The organism is Vagococcus sp. WN89Y, assembly GCF_052220145.1.
GTDB lineage: Bacteria > Pseudomonadota > Gammaproteobacteria > Enterobacterales > Enterobacteriaceae > Kosakonia.
This window is the reverse complement of the sequence record NZ_JBQPOM010000032.1, coordinates 37,861-53,845: the sequence shown is the minus strand read 5'-3', so window position 1 is coordinate 53,845 and position 15,985 is coordinate 37,861. Positions and strand designations below refer to the sequence as shown.

16 protein-coding genes are annotated in these 15,985 nt (G+C 49.9%); 6 read left to right on the top strand and 10 right to left on the bottom strand.

Translation table 11 applies throughout. The features are described 5' to 3' along the window. Position 1 precedes the first annotated feature (1 nt). The 6 genes from ACTU3N_RS13940 to ACTU3N_RS13915 form a co-directional block, all read right to left on the bottom strand. Entirely contained in the window at positions 2 to 223 is a 222-nt protein-coding gene (locus ACTU3N_RS13940; RefSeq protein ID WP_443086739.1) for a TraR/DksA family transcriptional regulator, read from the bottom strand. Next, positions 223 to 450: a DUF2732 family protein gene (locus tag ACTU3N_RS13935; protein ID WP_443086738.1), complete on the bottom strand. Its 228-nt coding sequence runs from the start codon at positions 448 to 450 to the stop codon at positions 223 to 225. Before ACTU3N_RS13935 ends, ACTU3N_RS13940 begins: the two co-directional genes overlap by 1 nt. Positions 451 to 519: 69 nt before the next feature. Then, a complete protein-coding gene (locus tag ACTU3N_RS13930; RefSeq protein ID WP_443086737.1) occupies positions 520 to 885 on the bottom strand; it encodes a hypothetical protein in 366 nt (121 codons plus the stop codon). Continuing rightward, the gene (locus ACTU3N_RS13925) at positions 882 to 1,082 is read right to left on the bottom strand and encodes a phage filamentation protein Fil family protein (protein WP_443086736.1); all 201 of its coding nucleotides are present in this window, start codon (positions 1,080 to 1,082) and stop codon (positions 882 to 884) included. The genes ACTU3N_RS13930 and ACTU3N_RS13925 overlap by 4 nt, the downstream gene beginning before the upstream one ends. 7 nt (positions 1,083 to 1,089) lie before the next feature. After that, a complete protein-coding gene (locus tag ACTU3N_RS13920) occupies positions 1,090 to 1,599 on the bottom strand; it encodes a phage regulatory CII family protein (RefSeq protein ID WP_443086735.1) in 510 nt (169 codons plus the stop codon). Positions 1,600 to 1,629: 30 nt separating this feature from the next. Then, on the bottom strand, positions 1,630 to 1,893 hold the full coding sequence (locus ACTU3N_RS13915) for a hypothetical protein (protein ID WP_443086734.1): 264 nt from the start codon (positions 1,891 to 1,893) through the stop codon (positions 1,630 to 1,632). Positions 1,894 to 2,012: 119 nt separating this feature from the next. Here ACTU3N_RS13915 and ACTU3N_RS13910 point away from each other — a divergent pair, with 119 nt between their 5' ends. Both ACTU3N_RS13910 and ACTU3N_RS13905 read left to right on the top strand, forming a co-directional pair. Then, positions 2,013 to 2,615, top strand: a complete 603-nt coding sequence (locus tag ACTU3N_RS13910; RefSeq protein WP_443086733.1) for a phage repressor protein CI — start codon at positions 2,013 to 2,015, stop codon at positions 2,613 to 2,615. After that, positions 2,615 to 3,658 carry a phage integrase gene (locus ACTU3N_RS13905; protein WP_443086732.1) on the top strand — a complete coding sequence of 348 codons (1,044 nt, stop codon included), beginning with the start codon at positions 2,615 to 2,617 and terminating at the stop codon, positions 3,656 to 3,658. The genes ACTU3N_RS13910 and ACTU3N_RS13905 overlap by 1 nt, the downstream gene beginning before the upstream one ends. A gap of 1,035 nt (positions 3,659 to 4,693) precedes the next feature. On the opposite strand, the gene ACTU3N_RS13900 is transcribed toward ACTU3N_RS13905, so the two are convergent. Beyond that, entirely contained in the window at positions 4,694 to 4,993 is a 300-nt protein-coding gene (locus tag ACTU3N_RS13900) for a DUF1889 family protein (protein WP_443086731.1), read from the bottom strand. 656 nt (positions 4,994 to 5,649) lie between these two features. Between ACTU3N_RS13900 and ACTU3N_RS13895 the strand changes: the two genes are divergently transcribed. After that, positions 5,650 to 6,819 (top strand): hypothetical protein, encoded by a 1,170-nt coding sequence (locus ACTU3N_RS13895; RefSeq protein WP_443086730.1) that lies wholly within the window; start codon positions 5,650 to 5,652, stop codon positions 6,817 to 6,819. A gap of 35 nt (positions 6,820 to 6,854) precedes the next feature. Here the strand turns inward: ACTU3N_RS13895 and ACTU3N_RS13890 are convergent, their stop codons facing one another. Further along, positions 6,855 to 7,622, bottom strand: coding sequence for a siderophore-interacting protein (locus tag ACTU3N_RS13890; RefSeq protein WP_443086729.1), 768 nt, complete (start codon positions 7,620 to 7,622; stop codon positions 6,855 to 6,857). 235 nt (positions 7,623 to 7,857) lie between these two features. On the opposite strand from ACTU3N_RS13890, the gene ACTU3N_RS13885 reads away from it, so the two are divergent. Further along, positions 7,858 to 8,370: a PadR family transcriptional regulator gene (locus tag ACTU3N_RS13885; RefSeq protein ID WP_443086728.1), complete on the top strand. Its 513-nt coding sequence runs from the start codon at positions 7,858 to 7,860 to the stop codon at positions 8,368 to 8,370. Positions 8,371 to 8,462: 92 nt separating this feature from the next. On the opposite strand, the gene ACTU3N_RS13880 is transcribed toward ACTU3N_RS13885, so the two are convergent. Together ACTU3N_RS13880 and ACTU3N_RS13875 are read right to left on the bottom strand one after the other, a co-directional pair. Beyond that, positions 8,463 to 10,025 carry a methyl-accepting chemotaxis protein gene (locus ACTU3N_RS13880; protein WP_443086727.1) on the bottom strand — a complete coding sequence of 521 codons (1,563 nt, stop codon included), beginning with the start codon at positions 10,023 to 10,025 and terminating at the stop codon, positions 8,463 to 8,465. 438 nt (positions 10,026 to 10,463) lie between these two features. Then, positions 10,464 to 11,984 (bottom strand): methyl-accepting chemotaxis protein, encoded by a 1,521-nt coding sequence (locus ACTU3N_RS13875; RefSeq protein WP_443086726.1) that lies wholly within the window; start codon positions 11,982 to 11,984, stop codon positions 10,464 to 10,466. 405 nt (positions 11,985 to 12,389) lie between these two features. On the opposite strand from ACTU3N_RS13875, the gene ygjG reads away from it, so the two are divergent. Beyond that, entirely contained in the window at positions 12,390 to 13,796 is a 1,407-nt protein-coding gene (gene ygjG, locus ACTU3N_RS13870; protein WP_443086725.1) for a putrescine aminotransferase, read from the top strand. A gap of 150 nt (positions 13,797 to 13,946) precedes the next feature. Then, positions 13,947 to 15,968 carry an oxidoreductase gene (locus tag ACTU3N_RS13865; RefSeq protein WP_443086724.1) on the top strand — a complete coding sequence of 674 codons (2,022 nt, stop codon included), beginning with the start codon at positions 13,947 to 13,949 and terminating at the stop codon, positions 15,966 to 15,968. Positions 15,969 to 15,985: the final 17 nt, after the last annotated feature.

The window sequence follows — 15,985 nt, the reverse complement described above, 5'->3', positions numbered from 1 at the left end:
GCTAAACCCCACGGTAGTGTTTGCTTTTCAGCTCTATGATTTGCTGGCATGTGACGCAGCAGGACACGCCAGGAATCGCAGCGCGGCGTGCTTCGGGGATTGGAGCATCACATTCTTCACAGATAAAGCGGGAAGGTAAAAGGATGCGGCTGCGCGCATTATTGATATGCAGCTCGCGTGATTCCTGTTCCCATTGCTGCGCACGATCCATTGCATCGGCCATTAGTGCAGCTCCTGAGATTCGTTTTCATAGCGAACTGCCTCACGGCGAAGGAGTTCAGCGGCTTCTTTACCGTTCATACCTTCTCGGGTGATGTGAATAGCCAGCGCTTCAAGGCGCAGCGATACTGCTAAAGCGCGGTCTTTACGCTCTTCACTTTTTGCTTTATTCAGCAATGCGACTAATGCGTCGTTATCAGCACTGAATTTATGGCTTTCGATATTTTGCATAATGCTTTCTCCTGATTTTTGGCAAAACAATGCCCGGCGGGTTTACGCCATTTTTTATGGTCGGGTTATTTAATCTTTAGGTAATACGCATTCGTGAATAGAAAAACGCCGCGGTAATAACGTGCCCCACCGTGCAATCTCATTCATTGCCTGGATAATCAGCACTCGCCTTTCCTGATCAAAATATTCAAAGGGCTGGCCGATTTCGTCGTGTTTGAAAGTCCCTGGATTGTGACGGTTCGCCAGAGTCATAACGACGAATTTAAAATCATCGCTTAATTTATTGAAATTACGCAGCGCCCCGTTTTGAGTGGCTTTTAATTTCTGATGAAAACGCGCGAAACATTCCCGCCCGCTCATTTTTGGTGGATTTAAATCAGCATTGATAAACGGATTCGCGGCAAAATCTGACGCAGTAGCACCATTGTTATTCATAACGCCTCCAGAAATCTTTTGAGCCTGGCGCGAAAAGAGAATTTCACACGGCTTTGCAATTCACTTAATAATGCAGACTGATTACGCTGCGGATGCCAGCGCTTGCCATCCTTACCCATGATCCAGCCGTGACCGTAATGCATTGAGGGGCTTTGCTTTACAAGCAATGATGCGAACGAAGGTTCATTGTTCAGCATAAACACCTCAAATCAGCCCGAAAGAGGCACCGATGCCGCTCACGCTATCAACCATGCCCGACATTGCCGGATTAACATGAAGCCGCGCCTGTAAGGCCAGTGCTGATAAAGACAGCATGCGAATACCAGCATTAACGCTTTCAATCATGCTGTGCTTACGTGCGGGCGTGAGACGCTCTGTTGCTACGGTACCGCTTGCCAGCGCACCGAGTTCGCTCATTGCGCGCATGACATAAGACTGCAATTTGTCTTTTGCCATCTCGTTAACCGGCACGCATGGCAGGCAATGAATCTGAGCCAGGAAACCGTCAACGAGAATTGAGTCTTCGGTCAGGTCAGTCAGCAGCCAAATTTCACGAGGTGTCAGTTGGTGCGGCTGCTCCGGGTTTAGCTTGTTATATAACGTGTGCGGTTTAATGCCTGCTTTATCCGCAAGCTCTTTCACATTGTGCGTAGCTGCAAATTTCCTGCACGACTCATCAAAATGTGCATGTGAGGAAACGCGAAAATCTAACATGTTGCGTCCTTATAATTCACATAAAGTGAATCAAGCACCAATGATGAGTTGAAAACGGGAATGACCCAATGCCTTACGCAACTGGTCTTCTTTCCAGCGCGCATAATAGATGCGAACCATACCGCTTGCTCGTTTGCTGCCTGGCTTAATGACTCGCGGCTCGATTGGTATGCAAGGATTGTTACCCGTAGTCCAGCGACGAACTGTAGCGATAGAGACTCTCTCTAGAGCTGCAAATTCATGGGGGGAGACTATCGCACTTGGAATTTTCACAATTGTAATTTCAGAAGCCATATTGCATCATTCCCTGTTTATCAATAATTGTCATTGAAGCTCTTCGATTGTCAGCGATTATCATCAATGAATTAAGGTTTAGCCGCATATTAATGCGCATAAGCCGCAACGGTCAATACGTGAGTGCGAATTTTATGGAAATCGATTCAGGAATCAGTAACGAGCATGTCTTAGACAGAATCTGTGAGGTCTACGGATTTACGCAAAAAATCCAGCTTGCACGGCACTTCAACATCGCGGCCAGCTCTCTTCAAAACCGCTATACCCGTGGTGCTATCTCTTATGACTTCATAGTTCACTGTTCTTTGGAAACAGGTGCAAACGTAGAGTGGTTGCTCACTGGTAAAGGAGAAAAACTATCTGGCAGCAACGTTAATACATCTACCGGATATGAAGATTTAACAGTTAAATCATTCACACTAAGTGAAGGTAGGTTGATAGAAGGTTCCAATTTGAGAATATCAAAAACTTTCTTCAGCCGAACTCCAAGCAACCCACAACGCATTCTGACAGACAATGCTGCGCATTTTATTGAACCCGATGCCTTACTATCAGATGGAGCATGGCTTGTAGACATTGAGGGAGCTAAAAGCATTCGTGAGTTAACTATTTTACCTGGTAAAAAACTGCACGTTGCCGGAGGAAAAGTACCTTTCGAATGCCATGTCGACGACATAAAAACAATCGGTCGAGTGATTGGGGTTTACAGCGAGGTTAACTGATGACCGTCCGTAAAAATCCTGCTGGCGGCTGGATTTGCGAGCTCTATCCAAACGGAGCGAAAGGCAAACGCATTAGAAAGAAATTCGCTACCAAAGGCGAGGCGCTGGCCTTTGAACAATATACGGTTCAAAATCCGTGGCAGGAAGAAAAAGAAGACAGGCGCACTGTCAAAGAGTTAATTGACGCATGGTATAGCGCTCACGGCATTACTCTGAAAGACGGACTAAAACGTCAGTTAGCAATGCATCATGCCTTTGAGTGTATGGGCGAACCGCTCGCACGCGACTTCGATGCGCAGATGTTTTCCCGCTACCGTGAAAAGCGGTTAAAGGGTGAATATGCCCGCTCAAACAGGGTTAAAGAGGTATCGCCCCGCACACTTAATCTTGAGCTGGCCTACTTTCGGGCGGTGTTCAATGAGCTTAATCGCCTCGGAGAATGGAAGGGGGAAAATCCACTGAAAAATATGCGCCCCTTCCGCACAGAAGAAATGGAAATGGCCTGGCTAACTCAAGACCAGATTGAGCTGTTGCTCGGAGAATGTAAGCGGCATGACCACCCTGATTTAGAAACCGTGGTAAGAATTTGTCTCGCCACTGGCGCTCGATGGTCTGAGGCTGAGAGCCTGAGAAAAAGTCAGCTCGCGAAATATAAAATTACCTACACCAACACGAAAGGCAGAAAAAACCGTACCGTACCCATTAGCAAAGAGCTTTACGAATCTCTGCCTGGTGATAAAAAAGGTCAGTTGTTTAGTGATTGCTATGGCGCATTCCGGTCTGCGCTGGAAAGAACAGGCATCGAATTACCGGCTGGGCAACTTACCCACGTTTTACGCCACACCTTCGCCAGCCACTTTATGATGAATGGAGGTAATATTCTGGTCTTGCAGCGCGTACTCGGCCATACAGATATCAAAATGACTATGCGATATGCTCACTTCGCCCCTGACCATTTGGAGGATGCCGTTAAGCTCAATCCATTAGCCGTGAGTGGCGATAAAGTGGCGGTAAAAATGAGTAACAATGATAATCGTAGATAATTTTTGATAATCTAACTTGCTGTTTTTAAATGCAAACTATTGATTTTCGGTTGTTCCGGTAGGAACTCATAATCGCTTGGTCGCTGGTTCAAGTCCAGCAGGGGCCACCAAATTTTAGCTTTAAAATCATATGATTAAGCCATCCCTTGTGATGGCTTTTTTATTATCTTAGTGTCAGATTGTCCCAAAAGTGGCGCTCAAAATTTATATATCGCAATAAAATCGATGGCAGAGGCATTAAAATACCGCCTCGACAAAATCTGAAATTGGCATACCAGCGTTATGGCTCAGCAATCGACCCCGTTAAAATCATCGCACCAGTGTTATTTAGGCAACCACGGTTGACCTCTCCCCACAACGAACTGGAGAGCGCACACTACAACAGCGATGCTGGTTGAGCTGATACCTGGCGCTGCGTTCAAATACATAGTGGCTGAGGGTTTGCTAAGCAATTTGCAGATATTTCTCAAAGTTCGCGCGAATCAGATACAGAGACGACCTGGCTGTCACATTACCATGGGCGCACCAGACCTGTGAGGCCCAAAAAGGCAGTCTTTCCTGATTTTGGCAGACCATTCATCCGATCTTTTATATGATGTAACAATGAGCATGAGAGAGGTTTTTCCTTTACCTCCACCAGGCAGCACGTTTATGCTTCTCTGATCGTTGACGTGCTGATTTTATAATTTTATATTTGCGATGCCAATTCCGGGCGATATTTATCAGAATATTTTCTGCTGATAATCAGGGAAAACAAAAATGTTTTGGGTGAAGTTATTAAAAATAATTAAGTGTATGTTTTTGTGGCTGCTGCAATCATTTTTTCCTGAAATCCTTTTCGCTATCATGGTGATGGGGTTGTGCGTTATTTTTCGCTTTATCCCTGACTATAATGCACCACTGGCTATCTTATGGGTTATCACGATATCTTTTATCTATATAAAATATAGCAAAGTGTAATAACACACCTCATAATATTGCATCAGGCATTTAAAAAAGGCCAACATTGTGGCCTTCGTTATGAAACAGATATTTTTATAAATGGTCGGTTAGTCTGTTTTTAAATAACTCAGTGAGCTGTCCAGGATGTTTAATAACAACCCGTTCGCCGACATTAATTTTATCTGCCCACCCTGCCATTTTTCTGGTGTATTCTTCATTCCATCCTTTTATCAGGCCAAATTTCCTGATCCTCTCACCCGCCAGAGGAAAACCTAATGATTTCAGATAGCTTAACATCTCTTTAGCTTTGCTCTCATCAACCGAATGCGGTGCAGAAACGGACGTATTCATTCGGTCTAATTCAACCAGAGCCTGATCCAGAATCGTAAACATATCTCACATCTCCATCGTAGTATTCAAAACAGCTTCCATTAACAACAAGCATATTCTGGATATAACATCTTTCATCTGTTTAATATTTTACTGCTACAGCTAATAAACGCTGAAATTTACCAGAACAAACACTACTCGCTAATTTTCATACTGAAGATTAATACAATAAATTTAATCTATTGATACAACTTATAGCGCTAATCTTCAGCGGCGTTGATATTAGCATTATGAATTACTTGATGTTGTGAATTTGGTCACGCGAATCATTATATTTACGTCAGGAAATTATCTTTAGCTAATTAATTAAAATGTTCTTATTACTGGAGTCATTAATAATAGTTGAGATAAAAATCTTAATGAAAAATAATTTTTCGCATTTACTTTCCCCTGAATTTTGTGCCAGAAGCTACGCTGGCCGTATAGCGCCATGACGTATACACCGAAACGTGTTCGAGGCTAAAACTACATGAGCAGATGCACTGGAGTGCTGATTCCCCCTTCGCCTTAAGCTTAAAAAATGGGCTAAAACGCAGACTTACGTGGAATTTCTTGATTCACAAAATATTTTTCATATAAATGCTTACGCATTGAAATATGTCCCATGTAATATGAGAACGGACCTTTAACCGACTCATTAAGCGCTTTGACGAAACGCCATGAACAAACCTATAAAACGGCTTGAAATCATTAAATACGCCATCGAACTGGAGGATGACGGGATCATCCTGAGTCAGCTTCCTTTGCTGAAAAATGAAGTCACGGACCCGGAGTTGGCGTTTATCGTCCATGCGCTTGATGAGAAGAATTACAGCGAAGCGATGCGCGCCATCACCAGTTGGTTGCAAAGCCAGCGTTCCGTCGTCGCCTGGCAGGACCCGCAGGTTGCAGCGAGTAAACTTGAACTGAAGGCTCTTGAGGAGCAACTGCGCGAGTTGATCGATAAGCGCAATGCGCGCCTGCAATTGCTGGATGATTTCAACGACCTTTATATGAATCGCCTTGGGCCGCTGATGTCACAGATCCTGCGCTTGCGTAAAATTCTCGCTGAAGCGGCAGTTCGCCGCCAGGAAGCAGAAGCCCGACGCCGTGAGGCAGACTACCTGCGCTGCCAGAAATACCTTTCCCAGGCCGTCGACGTGCTGAATACGCTGACACAGCGCTGGCTAAGCATGCCTGCGCACTCTATGCAGGCGGCGGAAGCGCGTAAACATTTGCAGCAGCAAAATGAGTTAATTGCTTCATTACTGGCTGAAGCGCAAGAACTTGAGCGCGGCCTTACGCGTGAGGAAGAACCCGCTCGCCAGGCACGGGAAGAAGCACGCCATGAGTATGAAAATCATCAGGAGCAGCAACACGACGCGGAACGCCGCTTCAGCTTTGAGCAAAAAATGAGCGAAGATGAACGTCTGGAGCTGAAACGCCTGTGGCGCCAGGCCAGCAAACTCTGCCACCCGGACCTGGTCGATAATGAGTTGAAGGAAGAAGCTAACGGCACAATGGTACAGCTGAATCAGGCTCGCCAGCGAGGCGATCTGAAAGCCATTCGCTCGATTCTGAGCCGCCTGCAAAAAGGACTGGAACCGCTAATGGCAAGCGACCGTTTAAATGATCTGCAGCGCTTGCGCCAGCGAATCGGGGAAGTTAAGCAGCATATTACCAGTCTGATTGAAGAACTGGCAGCGCTTGAAGAAGAAGAGTCCTGGCAGTTGGTCTCTTCGCTTGGCGATCAAGAAACCTACTTCAGCCAACAGGAAAAAGCGCTTAATGAGATTCGCCAGGCGCTGGAGCAACAGGTCAGCGAAGCTGAATACGACGAAGTTGCCTGAATGCAACAGGCCCGATGAGATTGCGGGCCATCTTGTTACTTTTTATGCCAGTATGCCTGCGCACGCATACATTGCGTATCAATTGCCAGCGTTTCAAAGTGATTAATTAACGATTTCACCACCTCTCCTTCCCCGGTTAACCAGATAAAATAATCCTGCGCAGGAACAGAGAGGGATGCCAGCGCATCGGCAAGGCGCTCCTGCTGATGCCCGACCACCCAGCGGATATCAAAACCGTCCAGGTGCGCCAGATAGTCCTGATAAGCAGCATCGTTGATTGAAATAACCGCCGTGACATGCGGGCGCACAGCAAGCTGACTTAGCCCTTCCAGGCGACGCCGCAATGCGGGCATTCCTGATTCATCGGTCACATACAGTTGCCAGGCATAGTCTTCCGGCACCACCAGCGAACCCCGCGGCCCGCCGATGGTTAGTGTATCGCCTGGCTGAGCATTCAGCGCCCATTGGCAGGCTACACCATCGTTATGGATATAGAAATCCAGCAACAGTTCGTGCCGACTGGCATCATACAGCGGCGTATAATCACGCGAGGCCGGGCGCGGACCGTCGCCCCAAAGAATCCCCTCATCGGTCACCACTGGCGGCAGAAAATGCTCCCCTGGTTTTGGGAAAAAAACTTTGCAGTGATCATCAAAACCGCGTGAAGTGAAACCATCAAGCTGTTCGCCGCCAAGCACCACGCGGCGAAAACCAACGCCTGGCTTTTCGACACGTAAAACGGTTAATTCGCGAAAACGCAGCTCATTTCGCACGCGCTGAGGGTATCGTTTTTGGATAGTCATAATCGGCCTTCGTGAAATAAATTCGATATATCTAAATATTGTGCAAATGATAATGATTGTTAATACAAAAGAAGGCAAGATCTTTTTACGATATAGCTCTCGCAAGCGCACGGCTTGCCAAACGAGAACAAAAGCATTTATCAATCAACAAATTATAAAAATAAATAACTTTTAAACTGTTCACAAAGCATCTTTAGATATAAATTAGATATATCAGATTATCCCGGAGAACTGAATGCGACCTCATCACAACGAAGCCCACGGCGAGCGCCATCATGGCCGCCGTCAGCGCTTTTTCGGCCACGGCGAGTTGCGGCTGGTGATCCTTTATTTACTCGGCAATAACGCCAGCCATGGCTATGAACTGATTAAAGAGATCGAAAACCTGACTCAGGGCAACTATACGCCGAGCGCTGGCGTGATCTATCCGACGCTGGATCTCTTAGAAGAGCACGAGTTCATCAGCGTCAGTGAAGAGGAGAACGGGCGTAAGAAAATCGCGATAACCCGATTAGGCCAGCACTGGCTTGCTGAACACCAGGCGCATCTGGAGCAAATCCAGCAGCGGATCAGCGCACGCAATATTGGCTATCAGCTGCGTAAGAACCCGCAAATGAAACGGGCGCTGGAAAATTTTAAAGCCGTGCTGGATTTACGCGTCAATCAGGGCGAGCTCAGCGCCGCGCAGCTTAAACAGATAATCGGTATTATCGACCGCGCAGCGCTGGATATTTCACAACTGGATTAAGCAGTCATTAACGCATGGCGCTGGCTGAAAGCCTGCCTATACCTGCAAAATGTTGCGCCTGTTGATGCTGCGCGGGATATTTCACAGCTGGATTAAGCAGGCACCGGTGCATCGTGCAGGCGGAAAACCTTCACCAGCTCGCGCAGATGCAGCGCCTGATCATTTAGCGCAGCGGCGGCAGCCACGGACTCCTCCACAAGGCTGGAGTTCTGCTGCGTGGTTGAGTCGATAAGCCCAATGGCGCTGTTAATCTGCGAAATCCCGTCGGTCTGCTCGCGGCTTGCCTGGCCAATCTCTCGCAAGATCACGTCCATCTCTTCAACGTTATTCACCATACCGTTAATCAGCGAGCTGGCTTTTTCCACCAGCGACATGCCTTCCCGGGTCTGGCTGGTCGAGCTTTCAATCAAATGACGAATATCATTCGCCGACGAGGCGCTTTTCTGTGCCAACTGGCGTACTTCGCCTGCAACAACAGCAAAACCACGACCATGTTCGCCAGCGCGCGCCGCTTCCACCGCCGCATTCAACGCCAGAATATTTGTCTGGAAAGCGATAGCATCAATCAGGTTAATGATATCTGACATACGGTTAGACGTGTCGTTGATAACGCGCATCTTCTCCGTCACCTGCTTCATCATCTCACCGTTACTTTTCACAACCGTTGCCGTCCCGGCTGAAAGCTGCGAGGCTTCAGACGTATGTTCTGCGGTGTTTTTAACCGTTGCGGTAATTTGCTCCATCGATGCTGCCGTCTGCTCAACAGAACTGGCCTGCTCTTCTGTTCTGGCTGCCAGATCCTGGTTGCCTGCAACGATTTGCGCTGCCGCGCTGGAGATACTTTCAGAGCCGTTTTGTACCTGATGAACAATCTCTACCAGGCGGTTTTTCATCTCTGAGAGCGCGCGCAGCAACACACCCGTTTCATCGCCGTGACGTGAATGAATGTTACGGGTCAAATCACCGCCTGCAATCGCTTCGGCAAATTCAACCGCTTCGCCCAGAGGCCGCGTAATCATCCGCACGATGTACCCCCCCATCAGGCTGCCTGCGGCGATACTCAGCACAGCCAGCAGGATAAGCATCAGGCGGTTGGAGGTGAAATCTTCCTGCACCCGATCGCCTGCATCACGCATTTGCCGATCCTGAATCGTAATCAGCGCCATCACTTTCGCTTTGTAGGCATTTTGTAAATTGACAGTCGTGGTCATCATCTCTTCGATAGCCGCTGCGCGATCGCTATTTTTTACGGCATCAAGGATGCGGAAGCGGGAATCAAGATACTGTTTACGGATAACCTGAAGTTCGGCAAGAATTTTCTGTGATGCGTCGTCGTGCGCGTTTTTCGACAAGTCAGCAAACAATGCGGTAATACGAGAACTGATATCGGTAAGTTGCTGCTGGGTCTGCGCCGCCCATTTACCTTCGCTATCCAGCAGCATCAGTTGCTGGGTATTGGTAAAATTATTGAAGTCATTGACAAGTTGGTTGGCCTTCACTGTGGTGGGATAGTCTGTATGCACTATCTTCTGCATTCCATTATTTGCGCGGTTCAGGCTGAAAAGTGAAAGAGAAGAACTTACCACCATCAACACAATAAAAAACCCGAACGCAAGAAATAACTTCGTGCCTATTTTTACGTCGCGTAAAAACATATTTTCTCCATAGACTGGCTTATTTTACTGACGAAAGCGCCGCGCCACGATCCTGAAGGCGTGCTTAAGTCCCTGGCGCAAATCAAAGGAATGCAACCACTACACGTTATCGGTAACCATTACGCTAACTTTATGAGTTTGATCGTTTTTTTATTTATTTACCACTCACACTGATAGATAAGAACGATTAATGACACTTTATCGATCGTTATATGTTCGTAATAACTGCTAATGACCACATATATTAATGCGGCTTAATTATTATTAATCCCCAATAAAATATAAATCGCGACATAATATAAGCTCGCGATAATTAGATGCGCACCCAATAATAAATTAACAATACTAAAATATTATTATCACACAATAACAACATTTATTTTGTCGATAAAAAAACCGCCCGGAAAAGCAGGCGGTTGAGAGGAAACACGCGGAAGCTTAATGCAGTACGGACACCGCGTCCTGCAAACGCCCGGCGCGATGCTTCACCATTGCCGAAACAGTTGCGTTTTCTTCGACCAGGCCCGCATTTTTCTGCGTGATCGCATCCAGCTCTGCTACGGCTCGCGTGAGATCGGTCAGCCCGGCAGCTTGTTCTGACGAAGACTGGCTTATCTGAGCAATCAGCGCATTCACGTTTTGCACCTGGCTGACAATATCTTCCATGGTACGCTCCGCCGCATGCACCTGATCATAACCTGACTGTACTTTGCTGGCGCTGGCATCAATAAGTTTACGAATATCGTTAGCCGCGCTGGCGCTACGGCTTGCCAGATGGCGCACTTCGCCTGCAACCACCGCAAAACCCTTACCCTGCTCTCCCGCCCGTGCCGCCTCGACGGCCGCATTTAGCGCCAGAATATTTGTCTGGAAAGCAATATCATTAATCAGCTTGGTGATTGAGCCAATCTGTTGCGTGCTGTCGGCTATTTCATCCATTGTATGCACCACCGTTTGCATGGCCTTGCCGCCCTCAATTGCCGCACTGCTGGCCGCACTGGAGAGCTGGTCTGCAGCCGTAGCCGTTTCGGAGTTCGTTTTCACCGATTCTGCCATCTGATTCATGGTGGCGACAGTCTGCTGCACGTTGGCCACAGTCTGGCGGGTGCGTTCATTTAAATCGTCATTGCCTTTGGCCAGCGTTTCGCTGCCATTGCTCACACTGTTCACCTGCCCGGATACATCATTAATAAGCCAGCGACACATTAGCCCCAGTTGCCCTACTGCACGCAACGTTAGCCCCAGCTCATCGCTGCGATTGAGCGGCTTGACGCTGTCGCTTGTGCCTGTTGCAACGTTCAGCGCCTGGCGCGCGACATTTTCCGCCGGGCGAACAATTTGCCACTCAGAAGCTATCGCTCCCAGCAGTAGCGCCAGCGTAGCGACTCCCAGCGCTGGCAAGCCGCTACCAGCCAGCCACAGGGCCAGCGACTGGGCGACCCAAATACACACCATCACGCTTCGGGCGCGCCAGCGCAGCGGTACACTGGCAACTTTTCCCCACCAGTGCTTGCTGATAACCATACCTTTATAAATACGTTTATTGCCGTGCCCTTTGCGCAACGCTTTATAGAGCGGCTCCACGGCGGCAATCTCTTCCTTCGTCGCGCGGGTGCGAATCGACATATACCCCCTGAGCTTACCGCCACGTATCATCGGGATTGCATTCGCACGTACCCAGTAGTGATCGCCATTTTTCCGGCGATTTTTTACCACGCCGCTCCACGGCTCTCCCTGCTTGAGGGTGCACCACATATCAGCAAAAGCGGCTTTGGGCATATCCGGATGGCGGACAATATTGTGCGGCTGGCCGACGAGCTCTTGCAGACGATAACCGCTGGCATGCACGAAAGCATCGTTCGCATGGGTGATCTGACTTTGCGGATCGGTGGTCGACATAAGCGTGGCATCATCGTCCAACTCAAAGTTTTGTTGGCTGACGTACGGAGGAGAAGACATGATTGCGTCCTGTGCAGGTTGTGTGACTGTTAAAAAAAATTGCAGATGTTATTTCGGCGATAATTAATTTATCTTTAGTTGTTAAATTTGAATTAGATCGCAGTTTTGATTAAAACCGCATTTATTGCATGCTTTATAAAATCTTGATTTTCTTTAATTCGCCGAAAACTCATCTGATTAGCACTTTTAACACCGCACCATGAGTAAACATGGCTTGCACTGTTCTGGCACCGCCTATTAAAAATAGCACAAAAATAGCTCAATTTTTAATCACGCCAAAACGCGCTTTAAAGCGCTACGGCATGATTAAATTTTGTACTCTTTTATTTTGCCCTGGTGTTTATCCCGATTTTCAGCGCTTGTGCTGAAGTGGCGTAATCCCTGCAATACTTAATTTGGTATCACGTGATACGCCAGCTCCGGGAGCATATTTTGAACAGGTTACCTTCCAGCGCATCGGCTTTAGCGTGCAGCGCTCACGCCCTGAATCTCATCGAAAAGCGAACGCTTGATCATGAAGAAATGAAAGCTTTAAACCGAGAGGTCGTCGATTATTTCAAAGAGCATATTAATCCGGGTTTTTTAGAGTATCGAAAATCTGTTACCGCTGGCGGGGATTACGGAGCCGTAGAATGGCAAGCAGGGAGTTTAAATACGCTTGTCGACACCCAGGGACATGAGTTTGTGGATTGCCTGGGTGGATTTGGAATATTTAATGTGGGGCACCGTAATCCAGTTGTGGTTTCCGCCGTAGAGAATCAACTCGCTAAACAACCTCTGCATAGCCAGGAGCTTCTGGACCCGCTACGGGCGATGCTGGCTAAAACCCTGGCGGCGCTGACGCCTGGCAAACTGAAATACAGCTTCTTTAGTAACAGCGGGACAGAATCCGTCGAAGCTGCGCTGAAACTCGCCAAAGCATACCAGTCTCCACGGGGCAGATTTACGTTTGTGGCCGCCAGCGGTGCGTTCCACGGCAAGTCCCTCGGCGCGCTCTCGGCAACCGCTAAATCCACCTTCCGCACACCTTTTATGCCGCTGCTGCCCGGTTTTCGCCATGTGCCGTTTGGCGATATCGACGCAATGCGCACGTTGCTGAGCGCCTGCCATAAAACCGGTGACGATGTGGCGGCGGTGATCCTTGAACCTATCCAGGGTGAAGGCGGCGTCATCTTGCCTCCTGCGGGCTATTTGCCTGCGGTTCGTCAGCTTTGTGATGAGTTCGGCGCGCTGCTGATTTTCGACGAGGTGCAAACCGGTATGGGACGCACGGGCAAAATGTTCGCCTGCGAGCATGAAAACGTGCAGCCGGACATTCTGTGCCTTGCCAAAGCCCTGGGCGGCGGCGTGATGCCGATTGGCGCCACCATCGCCACGCAAGAGGTGTTTTCAGTGCTGTTCGATAATCCTTTCCTGCACACCACCACCTTCGGCGGCAATCCGCTCGCCTGTGCGGCAGCGCTGGCAACTATCAATGTGCTGCTGGAAGAAAACCTGCCCGCGCAGGCAGAGCAGAAAGGCGACATGCTACTGGATGGCTTTCAGGCGCTGGCACGCCAGTACCCTGAACTGATACATGAGGTACGGGGCCGAGGCATGTTGATGGCGATTGAATTTGTTGATAACGAAACAGGCTATAACTTTGCCAGTGAGATGTTCCGCCAGCGCGTGCTGGTAGCCGGAACGCTGAATAACGCCAAAACCATCCGTATCGAGCCGCCGCTGACGTTGACCATTGAGCTGTGTGAACAGGTGTTGCAAGCCGCTGGCCGCGCGCTGTCCGCTTTACGAATGGTGCCCGCGCAAGCGTAAGTTTCCCCCTTCGCCCTTGCAACAGGCGCGAAGGGGAAACAATCTTTGAATTCCATCACATTCTTCGCTGCCGCAGTTCCATTTTCCGTAACGACGGCTACAGTAGAACTCATCCGACCACATAACAATAATTTTACACTGGAAGCGCGCATGAGCCATTACCCGTCGTTATTTGCCCCGCTCGATCTGGGCTTTACTACCCTGAAAAACCGAGTGCTGATGGGCTCGATGCACACCGGGCTGGAGGAACGTCCCGATGGTGCTGAGCGGCTGGCGGCTTTTTATGCCGAGCGCGCCCGCCACGGCGTCGCGCTGATTGTCACCGGCGGTGTTGCGCCTGCGCCTTCCGGCGTGACGATGGAAGGCGGCGCGGTGCTCAGCCACGCCAGCCAGTTGCCGCACCACTGGCAAATCACCGATGCGGTGCATCAGGAAGGGGGCAAAATTGCGCTGCAAATCCTGCATACCGGGCGCTACAGTTACCAGCCGCAACTGGTGGCCCCCTCTGCAGTACAGGCCCCGATTAACCGTTTTACACCGCATGCCTTAACCCATGATGAAATCCTCGCCCTGATCGACGATTTCGCGCACTGCGCACAACTGGCGCAGCAGGCCGGTTACGATGGTGTGGAAGTAATGGGTTCCGAAGGCTATCTGATTAATGAATTTCTCGCGGCGCGAACCAATCACCGCGAAGATGAATGGGGCGGTGATTACCCGCGTCGTATGCGTTTTGCCCTCGAAGTGGTGCGCGCGGTGCGCGAGCGCGTCGGTCGCGAATTCATTATTATTTTCCGCTTATCGATGCTGGATCTGGTCGAGGGCGGCGGTACGCTGGACGAAGCCATTGCCCTGGCGCAAGGCATCGAAGCCGCCGGTGCGACCATTATCAACACCGGTATTGGCTGGCATGAAGCACGCATTCCGACGATTGCCACGCCGGTGCCACGCGGCGCTTTTAGCTGGGTGACGCGCAAGCTGAAAGGCAAGGTCAACATTCCGCTGGTGACGACCAACCGTATCAACGACCCACAGGTTGCCGATGCGATAATCGCCCACGGCGACGCGGATATGGTGTCGATGGCAAGACCGTTTCTTGCCGATGCAGAGCTTTTGTCAAAAGCGCAAAGCGGCCGCGCGGATGAAATCAACACCTGCATCGGCTGTAACCAGGCCTGCCTTGATCAGATTTTTGTCGGCCAGGTGACCTCTTGCCTCGTCAACCCACGCGCCTGCCATGAAACCCTGCTCCCGCTCATCCCGGCAACGCAGAAGAAAAACCTGGCGGTGGTCGGCGCAGGCCCGGCGGGCCTCGCATTTGCGGTGAACGCCGCACAGCGCGGGCATCGTGTGACGCTCTTTGATGCGCAGGCAGAACCTGGCGGGCAGTTTAATATTGCCAAACAGATCCCCGGCAAAGAGGAATTTTACGAAACGCTGCGCTACTACCGGCGCATGCTCGAGTTGACCGGCGTGACGCTGCATCTTAACCAGCGCGTCGATCCTTCGATGCTTTTACCCTTTGATGAGGTGATCCTGGCCTGCGGGATCGTGCCGCGAATGCCAGCGATCGAGGGGATCACGCATAAAAAAGTGCTGAGCTACCTGGATGTATTACGCGACAAAGTGCCGGTCGGCGAAAGCGTGGCGATTATTGGTTGCGGCGGAATAGGCTTTGACACCGCCATGTACCTGAGCCAGAGCGGAGAGTCCACCAGCCAGAGTATCGCGGAGTTTTGCGTTGAATGGGGCATCGATACCAGCCTGAAAATATCAGGCGGCCTGCGCCCGGAAGGGCCACAGCTCGCCAAAAGCCCGCGCCGCATTGTGATGCTACAGCGTAAAGCCAGCAAACCGGGCGAAGGCCTGGGGAAAACCACCGGCTGGATCCATCGGGCCACGCTGCTGTCACGCGGGGTTAAAATGATCCCGGCGGTGAGTTACCAGAAGATAGATGATGCCGGTCTGCATGTGTTGATCGCCGGAGAACCTCAGGTACTTAGCGTGGATCATGTGGTTATCTGCGCCGGTCAGGAGCCGGAACGCAGCCTGGCGCTACCGCTGCGCGAAGCGGGCAAAACGGTGCATCTTATTGGCGGTTGCGACGTGGCGCTGGAGCTGGATGCGCGCCGGGCGATAGCCCAGGGCACCACCCTTGCGCTGGCAATCTGAAGCCCAGGCCCTTATAG